The organism is Nitrospiria bacterium (assembly GCA_035517655.1).
GTDB lineage: Bacteria > Nitrospirota > Nitrospiria > JACQBZ01 > JACQBZ01 > JACQBZ01.
The window spans coordinates 1-15355 of record DATIYJ010000032.1 but is presented as its reverse complement, the minus strand read 5'-3'; the positions used below and the strand labels follow the sequence as shown (position 1 = coordinate 15355).

The 15355-nt window shown below is 55.4% G+C and carries 14 protein-coding genes and 1 tRNA gene; all 15 read left to right on the top strand.

Annotation, left to right across the window (positions count from 1 at the left end; genetic code table 11):
* Positions 1-160 (top strand): elongation factor Tu (gene tuf / locus VLY20_06705; protein ID HUK56330.1); only part of this gene is annotated, 160 nt, incomplete at its 5' end.
* A 36-nt stretch (positions 161-196) separates the two neighbouring features.
* A complete protein-coding gene (gene rpmG / locus VLY20_06700; GenBank protein HUK56329.1) occupies positions 197-346 on the top strand; it encodes a 50S ribosomal protein L33 in 150 nt (49 codons plus the stop codon).
* A 96-nt stretch (positions 347-442) separates the two neighbouring features.
* Positions 443-519: transfer RNA gene (locus VLY20_06695), tRNA-Trp, on the top strand.
* A 54-nt stretch (positions 520-573) separates the two neighbouring features.
* Complete coding sequence (gene secE / locus VLY20_06690) at positions 574-768, top strand: preprotein translocase subunit SecE (GenBank protein ID HUK56328.1); 195 nt, start codon at positions 574-576, stop codon at positions 766-768.
* 22 nt (positions 769-790) lie between these two features.
* Entirely contained in the window at positions 791-1321 is a 531-nt protein-coding gene (nusG, locus tag VLY20_06685; protein ID HUK56327.1) for a transcription termination/antitermination protein NusG, read from the top strand.
* 54 nt (positions 1322-1375) lie between these two features.
* The gene (rplK, locus tag VLY20_06680; GenBank protein ID HUK56326.1) at positions 1376-1804 is read left to right on the top strand and encodes a 50S ribosomal protein L11; all 429 of its coding nucleotides are present in this window, start codon (positions 1376-1378) and stop codon (positions 1802-1804) included.
* 82 nt (positions 1805-1886) lie between these two features.
* A complete protein-coding gene (gene rplA / locus VLY20_06675) occupies positions 1887-2579 on the top strand; it encodes a 50S ribosomal protein L1 (GenBank protein HUK56325.1) in 693 nt (230 codons plus the stop codon).
* 14 nt (positions 2580-2593) lie between these two features.
* A complete protein-coding gene (rplJ, locus tag VLY20_06670) occupies positions 2594-3124 on the top strand; it encodes a 50S ribosomal protein L10 (protein HUK56324.1) in 531 nt (176 codons plus the stop codon).
* Positions 3125-3167: 43 nt separating this feature from the next.
* Positions 3168-3572 (top strand): 50S ribosomal protein L7/L12, encoded by a 405-nt coding sequence (rplL, locus tag VLY20_06665; protein HUK56323.1) that lies wholly within the window; start codon positions 3168-3170, stop codon positions 3570-3572.
* A gap of 107 nt (positions 3573-3679) precedes the next feature.
* The gene (gene rpoB, locus VLY20_06660) at positions 3680-7615 is read left to right on the top strand and encodes a DNA-directed RNA polymerase subunit beta (protein ID HUK56322.1); all 3936 of its coding nucleotides are present in this window, start codon (positions 3680-3682) and stop codon (positions 7613-7615) included.
* 73 nt (positions 7616-7688) lie between these two features.
* Positions 7689-11870 (top strand): DNA-directed RNA polymerase subunit beta', encoded by a 4182-nt coding sequence (gene rpoC, locus VLY20_06655; protein ID HUK56321.1) that lies wholly within the window; start codon positions 7689-7691, stop codon positions 11868-11870.
* Positions 11871-12075: 205 nt separating this feature from the next.
* Positions 12076-12447, top strand: a complete 372-nt coding sequence (gene rpsL / locus VLY20_06650; protein ID HUK56320.1) for a 30S ribosomal protein S12 — start codon at positions 12076-12078, stop codon at positions 12445-12447.
* A gap of 119 nt (positions 12448-12566) precedes the next feature.
* Complete coding sequence (gene rpsG / locus VLY20_06645) at positions 12567-13037, top strand: 30S ribosomal protein S7 (protein ID HUK56319.1); 471 nt, start codon at positions 12567-12569, stop codon at positions 13035-13037.
* A 29-nt stretch (positions 13038-13066) separates the two neighbouring features.
* On the top strand, positions 13067-15157 hold the full coding sequence (fusA, locus tag VLY20_06640; protein HUK56318.1) for an elongation factor G: 2091 nt from the start codon (positions 13067-13069) through the stop codon (positions 15155-15157).
* Between the two features lie 66 nt (positions 15158-15223).
* On the top strand, positions 15224-15355 hold a 132-nt coding region (locus VLY20_06635; protein ID HUK56317.1), incomplete at its 3' end, for a GTP-binding protein.

The following is a 15355-nucleotide window of genomic DNA, read 5'->3' as shown; positions in this document are numbered from 1 at the left end:
GGCGTTGGGGAAGGGCGTGGAGATGGTGATGCCGGGGGACAATGTGCGAATGGATGTGGAGTTGATCACGCCGATCGCGATGGAGAAGGAGTTGCGGTTTGCCATCCGGGAAGGCGGACGGACCGTCGGCGCCGGCGTCATTAGTGAAGTCATCGCGTAAGGGATAGCGAGTAATGCCTTAAGGAGTCAGAGAACGATGCGTGAGATTATTACCTTGGCCTGTACGGAATGTCGTGAACGGAACTATTCGACGGTCAAGAACAAAAAAAACGACCCCGATCGTTTGGAACTTCAGAAGTTTTGCAAGATGTGCCGCAAGCATACCATGCACAAGGAAGTTAAGTAGGTAGCAACCGGCTTTGCCGGTGCGACCGCGGGGGTTCGAGGGGGGCATGTGAGGATCTTGGTTTTTTATTTGCCGCAGCGGTCCCCCTAATTAAACAGGCCAGTAGCTCTAACGGCTAGAGCAGCGGTCTCCAAAACCGCGGGTTGGGGGTTCGAATCCCTCCTGGCCTGCCAGTTTCTGACAGACGATGCGTTAAGTAATTTCGCGTATGCGTATGGGAGTGGGTCATGCAGGGTCTTATGGGTCGCATTTCTGGATTCTTCAACGATGTGAAAGCGGAGCTGAGAAAGGTGGCCTACCCCACTCGGGCGGAGACACTGGGGTCAACGACCGTTGTATTAATCCTTGTGTTTATCATTGGGATTTTCTTGTCCGTGCTGGACATGGCTCTTGTGAAAGCGGTTCGGCTCATCATTCAATAGGATAATCCACTTGGTGATATCGATGACAAAGAACTGGTACGTCATTCATACGTATTCCGGATTTGAGGGGCGTGTAAAAACCACGATTGAGGAGCAGGCCGGCCACCTGGGCTTGCAGGAAAAAATCAGCAAGGTTTTGGTCCCCACCGAAGAGGTGATCGAGATTAAAGACGGCAAGAAAAGGGTGTCGACCAAGAAATTTTTCCCGGGCTACGTTCTGATCGAAATGGAAATGACCGATGAGACATTGCAGTTGATTAAAAACACACCCAAAGTGACCGGATTTTTGGGGGGAGAAGCCAAACCGGCGCCCTTGTCCGAGTCCGAGGTGGAGACGTTGCTGAAACAGTTGGATGCGGGTACCGCCGCGCCACGTGAGAAATTACAGTTCCAAAAGGGAGACGCGGTTCGCATTATCGACGGTCCTTTTCTTGGGTTTAACGGCGTTGTTGATGAAGTGCATGCCGAGCAGAACAAAGTGAAAGTGTTGGTGAGCATCTTCGGACGCTCCACCCCGGTTGAACTGGGGTTTTTACAAGTTGAACGCTTGTAGCGAGTTTGCGGCGCGGTCGATGCGGTCGTGTTCGTGTGAAGAGGAGGTGTTGTTGTGGCAAAGGAAGTAACCGGGATGGTCAAACTGCAGATCCCGGCCGGCAAGGCCAATCCGGCCCCGCCGGTCGGTCCGGCGTTAGGGCAACACGGTGTCAATATCATGGAGTTTTGTAAGACGTTTAACGCGAAGACTCAGAAGCAGGAAGGCGCCATTATTCCTGTGATCATCACGATCTATTCCGATCGGACTTTTACGTTTATCACTAAAACTCCTCCGGCCTCCGATCTCTTGAAGAAGGCGGCCGGAATTATTAAAGGATCCGCTGTACCCAACAAGGACAAGGTGGGAAAGATCACGGAGAGCCAGGTCGAAGAGATCGCCAAGTTAAAAATGCCGGATCTTAATGCGGTTGATCTGAAAGGTGCCGTCCATATTATCGAAGGGACGGCTAGAAGCATGGGCATCCAAGTGGTTAAAGGCTGAGCGGATGAAGCGCCCGCCTGTATCGGTATGACGAAGGCGGATGTGCGGCAGGCCATCCGCCGTTGAAGTCGAAGGAGCGGAAATGGGAAAGAAATACCAAGCAGCGAAAGCGCACGTGGAACCAAGGAATTATACAATCGCCGAGGCGATGCAGGTTGTGAAGAAAACCGCGTTGGCCCAGTTTGACGAGACTGTGGATTTGGCGATCCAGTTGGGCGTTGATCCGAAGCATTCCGATCAAATGGTGCGGGGATCGGTTCTTCTTCCTCACGGGACCGGTAAGAAAGTCCGCGTCGCTGTTTTTGCGAAAGGGGACAAGGACAAAGAGGCGCGTGAGGCGGGCGCCGACATCGTAGGATCCGAGGACCTGGTTGAAAAGATTACAAAGGGATGGCTGGAATTCGACCGGGTCATTGCGACTCCGGACCTCATGGGCGCGGTCGGAAAGCTTGGTAAAATTTTAGGCCCTCGAGGGTTGATGCCGAACCCCAAATCAGGGACGGTGACTTTCGATTTGGCCAAAGCCATCCGTGAAGTCCGGCAAGGCCGAGTCGAGTTCAAGGTTGAAAAGGCGGGCATCGTCCATGTCCCGGTCGGTAAAGCTTCCTTTGAGCCTCAAAAGCTGACGGAGAACGCATCCACGGTCTTGGAGACGATTGTCAAAGCGAAACCGTCAACCGCCAAAGGGGTTTATCTTCAAGCCGTCTCGGTTTCAACGACGATGGGACCTTCGATCAAGATCGATGCGCCCGGCGTTGCAAAAATGTTCGGGTGAGTGAGGGATTGCGTATGAAAATGAAACGGGAAGAGAAGCAACAGCTCGTCAGTGAACTGCACGAGAAATTTTCCACCGCAACGGTGGCCATCTTGACGGAGTTCAAAGGATTGGGTGTCTCGGACATGACGGAGCTTCGGCAGAAGCTTCGCGGCGTGAAAGGGGAACTCCGTGTTGTCAAAAATACGCTGGCCAAACGGGCGACCGAAGGAACGGCTCTGTCCGAAACCCGTGACGCGTTTCAAGGCGCTATCGCCGTTGCGTTCGGCTACGACGACCCCGTCGCACCGGTCAAGATCTTGAAAGAATTTGTCGATAAGAGGACGGAGAAGATCAAGGTCAAGATCGGGGTTATGGAAGGACAGGTCTTGGACTCCAAGGGCGTGAAGATGGTCGCGTCACTGCCCAAAAAAGATGTGCTCATAGCGGACCTGTTGAGCCGCATCCAATCGCCGATGAGCGGGTTGGTCGGAGGGCTTCAAGGGATCATGAGGAAGTTCGTGTTCGCCATGGCGGCGATACGAGACAAGCAGACGGCAAAGTAAATCGATTTCAACATGAAACGGAACCTACCGGAAAGGAGCAGTCATGACAAGGTCAGCAACGGATGTAAAGCTCTCGAAAGATGATTTAATCAAGGCCATTGAAAGTATGACCGTTCTGGAGCTCTCGGAGTTGGTCAAGGCGTTGGAAGAACGATTCGGGGTGACGGCGGCCATGCCTGCGATGGCCGTGGCCTCGGCCGGCGGCGGAGCGGCGGCAGCGGCCGCCGAAGAGAAGACCAGTTTTGACGTCATCTTGTCGGCCGCCGCGGCGGATAAGAAGATCCAGATCATCAAGGTGGTGCGTGAATTGACCAGTCTCGGTCTTAAGGAAGCCAAAGATCTGGTCGAGGGAGCGCCCAAGGCGGTGAAGAGCGGTGTGGCCAAGGAAGAAGCCGAGACCATGAAGAAGAAACTGGAAGAAGCGGGAGCCAAAGTCGAAATTAAATAGGGATATTTCGACGGCCTGAAAGAGGATGATGGCATAATGATCGCCCCCGGGTCTTCATCGGCCGAGGTATAACCAGCATCACTGCTTCGTAGGGAGGAACGGACAACGTGAGAAATCGGAAGGACTTTTCGAAAATCCAAAGCAGGATCGAGATCCCCAATCTCATCGATATCCAGAAAAGTTCGTACGAGCGCTTTTTGCAAATGACTGTGCCACCGGATCGGCGTCAGGACCGGGGGCTTCAGGCCGCGTTCAACAGTGTATTCCCGATCACGGACTATAATGACACGGCCTTGATCGAGCTGGTTGACTATTCGCTGGGCGCTCCCAAGTACGGCGTGCGGGAATGTCTGGAACGAGGCATGAACTACGCCGCCCCGTTGAAGATTCGCGTTCGACTGCACCTTTTCGACAAAGAGGCCAAAGGGAGCGCGAAAAAAATCCGCGAGAGCAAGGAATCGGAAGTCTATCTGGGCGAACTTCCGCTCATGACCGAAACCGGAACGTTTATTATTAACGGAACGGAGCGGGTGGTCGTCAGCCAGTTGCATCGCTCTCCCGGGGTGGCGTTTACTCACGATAAAGGGAAGACCCACGCCAGCGGAAAAGTTCTGTTTTCGGCCCGCATCATTCCCTATCGGGGGTCCTGGCTTGATTTTGAATTCGACACACGTGACATCCTCTATGTCCGGATTGATCGTCGCCGGAAGATGCCGGTGACGATTCTGTTAAAAGCGTTCGGATACACGACGGAAGATCTCTATGGGATGTACTATCCGGTCGAGGAAATACAGATCGAGAAGGGGAAGTTTGTTCGAAAACTTGATCCCGATATCCATTCGGGAATTAAATCCCCGATCGATATTGTGGATAAAAAGGCCAAAGAAACGATCATCAAGGAAGGCGGGAAGATCACCAAGCTGATCATCAATCGTATCCGTAAGGCCGGGATCAAGGATATTCCGGTTCCCCAGGAGGAATTGATCGGTCGACTGACGGCGAGTGAGCTTTCCGATCCAAAAACGCACGAGGTCCTGCTGGCGCGTAATAAGGAAATTACCGAGGATGTGCTGCAAAAATTGCTGCGCAGTCACCTGGAAAGCTTCAAGCTGATCTACATCGATCCCGTCACGATTCCGCCGGTGATTCGGGATACCCTGCCGTTGGAGGATGTCGGATCCAAGGAAGAGGCCATGGTGGAAATTTACAAGCGTCTGCGTCCCGGAGAGTCGCCGACCGTGGAAACGGCCAAAACCTTGTTTGACAACCTGTTTTTTAATCCAAAACGGTATGATCTCTCGCCGGTGGGCCGTCTGAAACTCAACAAGAAACTGGGTCTCGATGTCTCACTGGAGAAGCGAACGCTGACCCCCGAGGACATCGTCGAGGTGGTTCGGTATCTGATTAATTTGAAAGCGGCAAAAGGAGAGATCGACGATATCGATCACCTGGGAAACCGCCGGGTGCGCTCCGTCGGAGAGTTGTTGGAGAATCAATTCCGGATCGGGCTGGTCCGCATGGAACGGACCATTAAAGAACGCATGAACCTTCTCGATCTGGAAACGGCGCTTCCCCACGATTTAATCAACGCGAAACCGGTCATGGCCGCCATCAAGGAATTCTTCGGCAGCAGCCAGCTTTCTCAATTTATGGATCAAACGAACCCGCTGGCTGAAATTACGCATAAGCGCCGGCTTTCCGCGCTGGGGCCGGGGGGGTTGACGCGCGAGCGGGCCGGTTTCGAAGTGCGCGATGTTCACCCGTCCCATTACGGGAGGATCTGTCCCATCGAGACTCCGGAGGGTCCGAACATCGGGTTGATCACGTCGCTGGCCACATACGCCTGCGTGAACGAGTTCGGCTTTATCGAAGCCCCGTATCGCAAGGTGAAAACGGCGCGTGTGACGGACGATGTGGAGTTCCTGTCGGCCATCGATGGCGAGCGCCATGTGATCGGCCAGGCGAACTCGAAAGTGGACGGACGGGGCCGATTGGTTTCCGAGAGTATATCGGCCCGGTTTGCGGACGATTTTGTAACGGTGACTCCGGATAAAGTGGAGTATATGGATGTCTCTCCGAAGCAGATCGTCAGCGTCGCGACCGCCTTGATTCCGTTCCTTGAAAATGACGATGCCAACCGGGCCTTGATGGGATCCAACATGCAGCGCCAGGCCGTGCCGCTCATCAAAACCGAAGCGCCTCTGGTGGGCACCGGAATGGAATCGGTCGTGGCCCGCGACTCGGGATATGTGATCTTTGCCCGGCACCATGGCGTGGTTCAAAGCGTCGACGCCAACCGTATCGTGGTGAAATACGATCAGGCCAAGTCCGGAAAGGATAAAGAGAAGGCGACCGAGGTGTTCCCCTTGATCAAGTTTCTCCGTTCCAATCAAAATACCTGCATCAATCAAAAACCGGTCGTCAATCCGGGCGACATCGTTAAAAAGGGAGAAGTGCTGGCCGACGGCCCGGCCATCGAACAGGGCGACCTGGCGCTGGGCCGCAACGTCCTCGTGGCCTTCATGCCGTGGGGCGGATATAATTTCGAGGACGCGATCCTGATCAGCGAAAAACTGGTCAAGGAGGACATGTTCACCTCGATCCATATCGAGGAGTTTGAGGTGGAAGCCCGGGACACCAAGCTGGGGAAGGAAGAGATCACGCGCGACATCCCCAACGTCGGTGAAGAGGCGCTCAAAAACCTCGACGAAGGCGGGATCATTCGGATCGGCGCGGAAGTCCGGCCGGGCGACATTCTCGTTGGAAAGGTGACTCCGAAGGGCGAGACCCAGCTGACCCCCGAAGAGAAACTCTTAAGGGCGATCTTCGGAGAGAAGGCCGGGGACGTCAAGGACACTTCCTTGATCGTGCCCCCGGGCGTGGAAGGGATCGTCGTGGATGTCAAGATCTTTTCGCGCAAAGGCAGCGACAAGGCGGAGCACGCCAAGGTGTTCGAGAGCGATGACATCGGACGATTGCAGCGGGATCACCAGGATGAGCTCCGGATCATCGATGACGAGAAAAACAAGAAGATGCGGAAATTTCTCAACGGCAAGGTGATCAGCCGCGACATCGTCGATCCGGAGACCGGCGACGTAATCCTGAAGCGGAAGCGGAAATTGAACCCGGAAGTTTTGAAGAAGATCTCGGACGATTATTTGCGGGACATCTTGCTCAGCAATCCGGAGGATCAGGAAAAACTGCTCGAAATGGAACGCATGGCCAAGGAGCAGATGGAGATCCTTCAGGAGATTTACGACAAGCGAATGGGCCGCCTGAAAGGCGGGGATGAACTTCCGCCCGGCGTCATCAAGCTGGTCAAGGTTTACATCGCGATGAAGCGGAAGGTCTCGGTCGGGGACAAGGTGGCGGGCCGCCACGGGAACAAGGGGGTTGTGGCCCGGATCCTCCGTGAAGAGGACATGCCCTATTTGCCGGACGGAACGCCGGTGGAAGTGGTGCTGAACCCCTTGGGTGTGCCCTCCCGTATGAATGTGGGTCAGATTCTCGAGACTCACCTGGGCTGGGCGGCCCAAGCCCTCGGGCTGCACGTTTCCAGTCCCGTGTTCGACGGGGCCCGTGAAGGAGAAATCAAGGAACTGTTGAAGAAAGCCGGCCTTCCCGAGAGCGGTCAAAGCATGCTCTTTGACGGACGGACGGGCGAATCCTTTGACCGCCCAGTCACGGTGGGCTATATGTACGTGATGAAACTGCATCATCTGGTCGATGATAAAATCCATGCCCGTTCGATCGGTCCTTATTCGCTTGTCACCCAACAGCCGCTGGGCGGCAAAGCCCAGTTCGGCGGTCAGCGATTGGGGGAGATGGAAGTCTGGGCGCTCCAGGCTTACGGGGCGGCCTCCATCCTTCAGGAATTCCTGACCGTCAAATCAGACGACGTCCCGGGACGGTCCCGGATCTACGAAGCCATCGTCAAGGGGGAGAATTTCCTTGAGCCCGGTTTGCCGGAATCGTTCAACGTTCTTGTAAAAGAGCTGCAGAGTCTGGGCCTGGACGTTGAGTTGATGAAAACGAAAGAATAGAAGACCGTCGAACCCGCGGCTCGAACGCCGTTCGAACCGCGGGAGCAACAAACATTCTTAGGAGGTGTCGCCCTTGGAAGGAATTCGGTCATTCTTCGAAAAGCCGAAAGAGCCGGTCTCTTTTGACGCCATTCGGATCCGCATCGCGTCGCAGGACAAGATTTTATCCTGGTCATACGGCGAGGTCAAAAAACCTGAAACGATCAATTACCGCTCGTTCAAGCCGGAGCGGGACGGATTGTTCTGCGCAAAAATCTTCGGGCCGACCAAAGATTGGGAGTGCAATTGCGGCAAGTACAAGCGCATGAAGCATCGCGGGATTGTCTGCGACAAGTGCGGCGTGGAGGTCATCCAGTCCAAGGTCCGTCGCGAAAGGATGGGACATATTGCGTTGGCGGCGCCCGTGGCTCACATCTGGTTCCTCAAAGGCGTGCCGAGTCGAATCGGCAATCTGCTGGACATGAGCCTGAAACAACTCGAACGGATTCTTTATTTCGAGGCTTACGTCGTTGTCGATCCCGGTCAGACCGACCTGAAAGAAAAGGACGTTCTGACCGAAGACAAATATCGCCAGTTGGTTCAGGAGCACGGGAGTGAATTTAAAGCCTCCATGGGGGCGGAAGCCATACGCGAGCTTCTCAAGCGGGTCGATATCGAGGGGCTTTGGAAAGAGCTCCACGCGAAAGTAAAGGAAGCCGATTCGACCGCGCTGAAGAAAAAGCATACGAAGCGATTGAAAGTCGTCGAAGCCTTCCGGAAATCGGGCAACAAACCCGAATGGATGATTATGGACGTGATCCCGGTTCTTCCCCCGGAACTCCGGCCGCTGGTCCCCTTGGACGGGGGACGCTTTGCGACCTCCGATCTAAACGATCTCTATCGCCGGGTGATCAACCGGAACAATCGGCTCAAACGGCTGATTGAACTGAAGGCGCCCGGCGTCATCATCCGGAATGAAAAAAGAATGCTTCAGGAAGCGGTCGATGCCCTGTTCGACAACGGCCGTCGGGGAAGGGCGATCAAAGGACCCAATAAGCGGCCCCTAAAATCGTTGTCCGACATGCTCAAGGGCAAGCAGGGCCGGTTCCGCCAAAACCTGCTGGGGAAACGGGTGGACTATTCCGGTCGTTCGGTGATCGTGGTCGGTCCCGATCTGAAGTTGAACCAGTGCGGTCTGCCGAAAAAAATGGCCCTGGAATTGTTCAAGCCCTTTATCTTCCATAAACTGGAGGAAAAAGGCTACGTGACCACCATTAAAAGCGCGAAGAAAATGGTGGAGAAGGAAAAGCCCGAGGTCTGGGATGTTCTGGAAGGCGTGATCCGCGATCACCCGGTGCTTTTGAATCGCGCTCCCACGCTTCATCGTCTCGGCATCCAGGCCTTTGATCCGATTCTGGTCGAAGGAAAAGCGATCCAGCTTCATCCCCTTGTCTGCGCGGCGTTTAATGCCGATTTTGACGGCGATCAAATGGCCGTGCATGTCCCGTTATCCGTCGAGGCCCAAATCGAGGCCCGTGTACTGATGATGTCCATCAACAATGTTCTGTCTCCGGCCAGCGGGAAGCCGATCATGGTTCCCTCCCAGGACATGGTGCTCGGCTGCTACTGGTTGACCAAGGAGCGCTTGGGCGCCAAGGGTGAAGGGAAAATCTTTTCGAGCAAGGAAGAGGTCCGCGTTGCCTATGATGCGAGGGAAATCGAAGAACACGCCAAGATCAAGGTCCGGATCAACGGCTCCTTAACGGAGACCACCGTGGGCCGGGTCGTTTTTTCCGAGATCCTTCCGGAGAGCCTGCCGTTCAACACCGTCAACCGGGTCATGACCAAAAAGGATGTCATGAAACTGATCGATGTGTGTTACCGGGAGGGCGGCCACCGTGAAACCGTTATCCTGCTGGACAAGATCAAGGATATCGGATTTTTCTTTGCGACGAAGGCCGGCATCTCGATCTGCATCGATGACATGCACATTCCCGAGAAAAAGGAAGAGCTGATCGACCGGGCGCAGCGGGAGGTCATGGAAATCGAGAAACAATACGCGGACGGTCTTATCACCAACGGCGAGCGCTACAACAAAGTGATCGACATCTGGGCCCACGTCACCGAGCTCGTCGCCAGCGAAATGATGAAGGAGCTGGGAGGCACCGGGGGCAACGGGAAGGCCGCGAAAAAGGAGCAGAGGGAATTCAACTCCATCTACATGATGGCCGATTCCGGGGCGCGCGGCAGTACGCAGCAGATCCGGCAATTGGGCGGGATGAGAGGTTTGATGGCGAAACCCTCGGGCGAGATCATCGAGACCCCCATCACGGCCAATTTCCGCGAAGGCTTGACGGTGCTGCAGTATTTCATTTCGACCCACGGGGCCCGAAAAGGCTTGGCCGACACCGCCCTGAAGACGGCCAATTCCGGTTACCTGACCCGCCGCCTCGTGGACGTTTCCCAGGATATGATCGTCAGCGAAGACGACTGCGGCACCGTGGATGGGATCGAGGTGAGCGCGCTGGTGGAGGGCGGTGAAATCGTCCAACCGCTGGAGGAGCGTATCCTCGGCCGGATTGTCGCCGAAGACGTCCGGGATCCGTTGACGAATGAGGTCATCGTTGAAGCCGGGAAAGAGATGGACGAAGACCGTGTGAAAGCCATCGTGGACGCCGGCATCGACAAGATCAAGATCCGTTCCGTTCTAACCTGCCAGTGCCGTCGCGGCGTCTGCGTCAAGTGCTACGGCCGGGATCTGGCTAGAGGGAAGCTGGTGGAAAAAGGGGAGGCGGTGGGGATCATCGCCGCGCAATCGATCGGCGAGCCCGGGACGCAGCTGACCATGCGGACGTTCCATATCGGCGGAACGGCCAGCAAGGTCGTGGAGCAGACGATCCTGGAGGCCAAGAATACCGGCACCCTGAAGTTTCTCAGTTACGATGCCAAGAAGAACACGGATATTCATAACGCCGGAATCGCCGTGCGAAACAAGGAAGGCGAGTGGGTGGTCATGAATCGAAACGCCAAGATCGCCATTTACGACGAACGCGGGCGGGAAAAAGAAAAATACTCGGTCGTCTACGGCGCGAGGATCAAGATCAAAGACGGGGGACGGGTCGAAGTGGGCCAAAAGTTGGTGGAGTGGGATCCCTATTCGTTGACGATTCTGACCGAGGTGAGCGGCAAAATCGCCTTCGGGGACATCATCGAGAACGTGACCATGAAGGAAGAGGTCGACGAGGTGACGGGGTTGTCTCGGAAAGTGATCATCGACTATCCCGGATCGGACTTCCGTCCCCGGGTTTCCATCAAAGACGACTCGGGAAAAACGGCTAAAATTTCGGGGGCCTCGGTCGCGCGGTACTTGCTGCCCGCCGGCGCCCATATTCTCGTGGAAAAGGGGGCCCATGTCTTTTCGGGCGATGTGCTGGCCAAGATTCCCCGCGAAACGACAAAAACCAAGGACATCACCGGCGGTCTTCCGCGCGTCGCGGAGCTTTTCGAGGCGCGTCGACCGAAAGAACAGGCGGTGATCAGTGAAATCGACGGCACCGTTGAATTCGGCGGCTTTGTGAAAGGCATGAGGAAGGTGATCGTCAAGAATGAGATGGGCGACGTCCGGGATTATTACATTCCGAAGGGAAAGCACGTCAGCGTTCATGAAGGCGATTGGATTCATGCCGGGGAAGCCCTGATGGACGGCTCCGCGAATCCCCATGATATTCTCGACGTATTGGGGCCCAAGGAGCTGCAAAAATACCTCGTGGATGAAGTGCAGGAAGTGTACCGCCTTCAGGGTGTGGCCATTAACGACAAACATATCGAGATTATTGTCCGGCAGATGCTGCGGAAGGTGAAGATCGAGGAGCCGGGCGACACCGAGTTTCTCATCGGCAGCCAGATTGAGAAGTCCGTTTTTGCCGCGGAAAATGAAAAGGTCATGGCGCAAGGCGGCAAGCCGGCCATCGGGAAACCGATTCTGCTGGGCATCACCAAGGCGTCGCTCTCGACGGACAGCTTTATATCCGCGGCGTCCTTCCAGGAAACCACCCGGGTGCTCACCGAAGCGGCCATTAACGGAAAAATGGATGATCTGACCGGATTAAAAGAAAACGTCATCGTCGGCCGCTTGATCCCTGCGGGCACGGGATTGGATGCCTACCGTGAAACATTCGTCAATTTCCCGCCGATGCCCGTGGAGGAAGTCCCGGCGGAATCCCTGACGGAAGGGGGGGAGGGGAAGGATTTGGCCTTAAAGGAAAACCTTCCGTGATGATCAGCCTGAGGGTGATGGTCCATCCTGCCGGAATGGAAGCAGCTTCGATTGCGGTTCCACCTCATGCGGGACAGATGAAGTCGGTTCCATATAAATAAACCTTGACAATTATATAATTATTCAGTAGAATCCCAAAGTTTCTACGGATTCGTTGGTTTTGGTCCTAGATACGGATGGATTCTTGGGCTATGAGAGGGAACTTGTGCCGACGATAAATCAGCTGGTGCGACAGGGCAGAAAGCTTGCGAAAGGAAAAACGAAGAGCCCGGCTTTAAAGGGTTCGCCTCAAAAGCGGGGGGTCTGCATCCGGGTGTATACCACCACCCCCAAGAAACCCAATTCCGCCTTGCGCAAAGTCGCCAGGGTGCGGTTGACCAACGGGATGGAAGTCACGACGTATATTCCCGGTGTCGGCCATAATTTGCAGGAGCACTCGATCGTCCTGGTCCGGGGAGGGCGCGTGAAGGATCTCCCGGGGGTACGGTACCACATTGTGCGCGGCGCCTTGGATACGGTGGGCGTGCAGAATCGTAAACAGGGCCGTTCGAAGTACGGAGCGAAACGGCCCAAGTAGATACCAAAGGGCTCTGCCCATCGGTATCTTCCCGGCGAGCAACGCGAGCGAGAGGGGAAGGCTCCATTCGGCTAAGCCGGAGGAGGGGGCGACGTGAGCCCCTATAAAAAGGAAAGAGTATGCCGAGAAGAAGTGCGATTTCACAGCGGGTCGTGAACCCGGATCCCCGGTACAACGATAAAATGGTCAGCAAGCTGATCAACGTGATCATGCGCAAGGGGAAAAAGAGCACCGCGGAGAAGATCTGCTATCAGGCGATGGATTTCATTAAAACGAAAACGGGGAACGATCCGTTGAAGGTTTTTAAGACGGCCATGGACAATGTGAAACCCATGCTGGAGGTCAAATCTCGTCGGGTCGGCGGCGCCTCCTACCAGGTTCCCGTGGAGATCCGCCCGAACCGACGCCTGGCTCTTGCGCTCCGATGGTTGACCCTGTACGCCCAGCAGCGTTCCGGTAAAAGCATGCAGGAAAAGCTGGCCTCTGAAATTCTGGACGCGTCCAACAACACGGGCGGAGCGATTAAAAAGAAGGAAGACACGCACCGCATGGCGGAGGCGAATAAGGCCTTCGCGCATTATCGCTGGTAGTTTATACCGAAAGGAAGTTGGAGGAAACCGTGCCTCGGCAATACGATCTAGATCGAACGCGCAACATCGGTATCATGGCCCATATCGATGCCGGCAAGACCACCACGACGGAGCGGATCCTCTATTACACCGGCATGACCCATCGCATCGGAGAAGTGGACGAGGGCACCACGACGATGGACTGGATGGAGCAGGAGAAGGAGCGCGGCATCACGATCACGGCCGCCGCGACCACCTGTTTTTGGAAGGACTATCGTATCAATATTATCGATACGCCAGGCCATGTAGACTTTACGATCGAGGTCGAGCGGTCGCTTCGTGTTTTGGACGGCGCGGTCGCGGTGTTCGATTCGGTTCAGGGCGTGGAGCCCCAGTCCGAGACGGTTTGGCGACAGGCGGATAAATACCATGTGCCCCGAATCGCGTTCATGAACAAGATGGACCGCACCGGCGCCGATTTCTATGAAGGCGTCAAGTCCATGGTGGATCGCCTGGGAGCGAAACCGGTGCCGATTCAGATTCCGATTGGAAAAGAGTCGGGATTCCGGGGTTCGGTCGATCTCATCACGATGAAGGGGGTTTTCTTCGATGATGAGACCCTCGGCGCGAAATACGAGATCAAGGAGATTCCGGAAGAACTGATGTCGCTGGCGAAAGAATATCGTGAGAAGATGCTGGATGCCGTTGCCGAATTCGATGAGGTGGTTTTACAGAAGTTCTTGGACGGCCAGGAGCTGTCGCCTGAAGAGATCCATCGCGCGATTCGGAAAGGCACCTTGTTGCTGAAGATCAACCCCGTTTTGTGCGGGGCCTCTTTCAAGAATAAAGGGGTTCAGTTGCTGTTGGATGCCGTAGTCAGTTACCTTCCCTCGCCGGTTGATCTCCCCCCTGTGAAAGGGGTGGATCCGCAAACGGAGGCCGAAATCGAACGCAAGGTCAGCGATGACGAGCCCTTTTCGGCCCTGGCCTTCAAGATCATGACCGATCCCTTTGTGGGGCAATTGGTCTATTTTCGTGTTTACTCCGGTGTGCTGAAAGCGGGATCCTATACCTACAATCCGACGAAAGACAACAAGGAAAGAATCGGGCGACTGTTGAAGATGCACGCCAACAAGCGCGAAGACATCAAGGAAGTTTTCGCGGGCGAGATTGCGGCGGCCGTCGGATTAAAGAACACCACGACGGGCGACACGCTGTGCGACGAAGATCATCCGATCCTGCTCGAGATCATGAAGTTCCCCGAACCCGTCATCTCCATGGCTATCGAACCGAAGACCAAGCAGGATCAGGAGAAGCTCGGACTTTCGCTGCAGCGATTGGCACAGGAGGATCCCTCGTTTCGTGTTTCGACGGACGAAGAGACGCTGGAGACGATCATCTCCGGAATGGGCGAACTCCATCTCGAAATCATCGTCGATCGACTCTTGCGGGAATTCAAAGTCGACGCCAATGTGGGCAAACCCCAGGTGGCCTTCAAGGAGACCATCCGGGCCAAGGCCGAAGCGGAGGGGAAATATATCCGGCAGACCGGCGGACGCGGACAATACGGCCATGTCTTCCTCGAGGTTGAGCCTCTGGAGCCCGGAAAGGGATTTGAATTCGTTAATAAGGTTGTCGGCGGCGCGATTCCGAAGGAATATATTCCGGCCATTGAAAAAGGCATCCGTGAGGCCATGGATAACGGCGTGATGGCCGGCTACCCGATGGTGGATCTTCGGGTGAGGGTTGTCGACGGATCCTATCACGACGTGGACTCTTCGGAAATGGCCTTCAAGATTGCGGGTTCCATGGGGTTTAAGGAGGCGGTCCGCCGCGCCAGCCCGGTTCTCCTCGAACCGATCATGACGATCGAGGTGATCGTTCCGGAGGAATACATGGGAGACATCATCGGCGATCTGAACTCGCGTCGAGGAAAAATCCAGGGAATGCGCGCGCGCTCCGGCGCGCAGATTATCGACGGGCTTGTGCCGTTGAAAGAAATGTTCGGTTACGCGACCGACATCCGCTCGATGAGCCAGGGCCGCGCGGTCTTTACGATGCAGTTTTCTCACTACGATCATGTGCCGAAGCAGATCGCGGACGAGATCATCGCAAAAATACAGGGAAAGGCGGAAGTTTAATTAGGGGGCTCGGGCTCAGCCGGTGCGTCGGCTGTGGGGCGTCCCCCGATTGAATGAGGAGGTTTTATGTCGAAGGCGAAATTTGAGCGGACGAAGCCGCACATCAATATTGGGACGATCGGGCATGTGGATCACGGGAAGACGACGCTGACATCGGCGATCACGAAGGTATTGGCGGAGAAGAAGATGGCGGAGTAT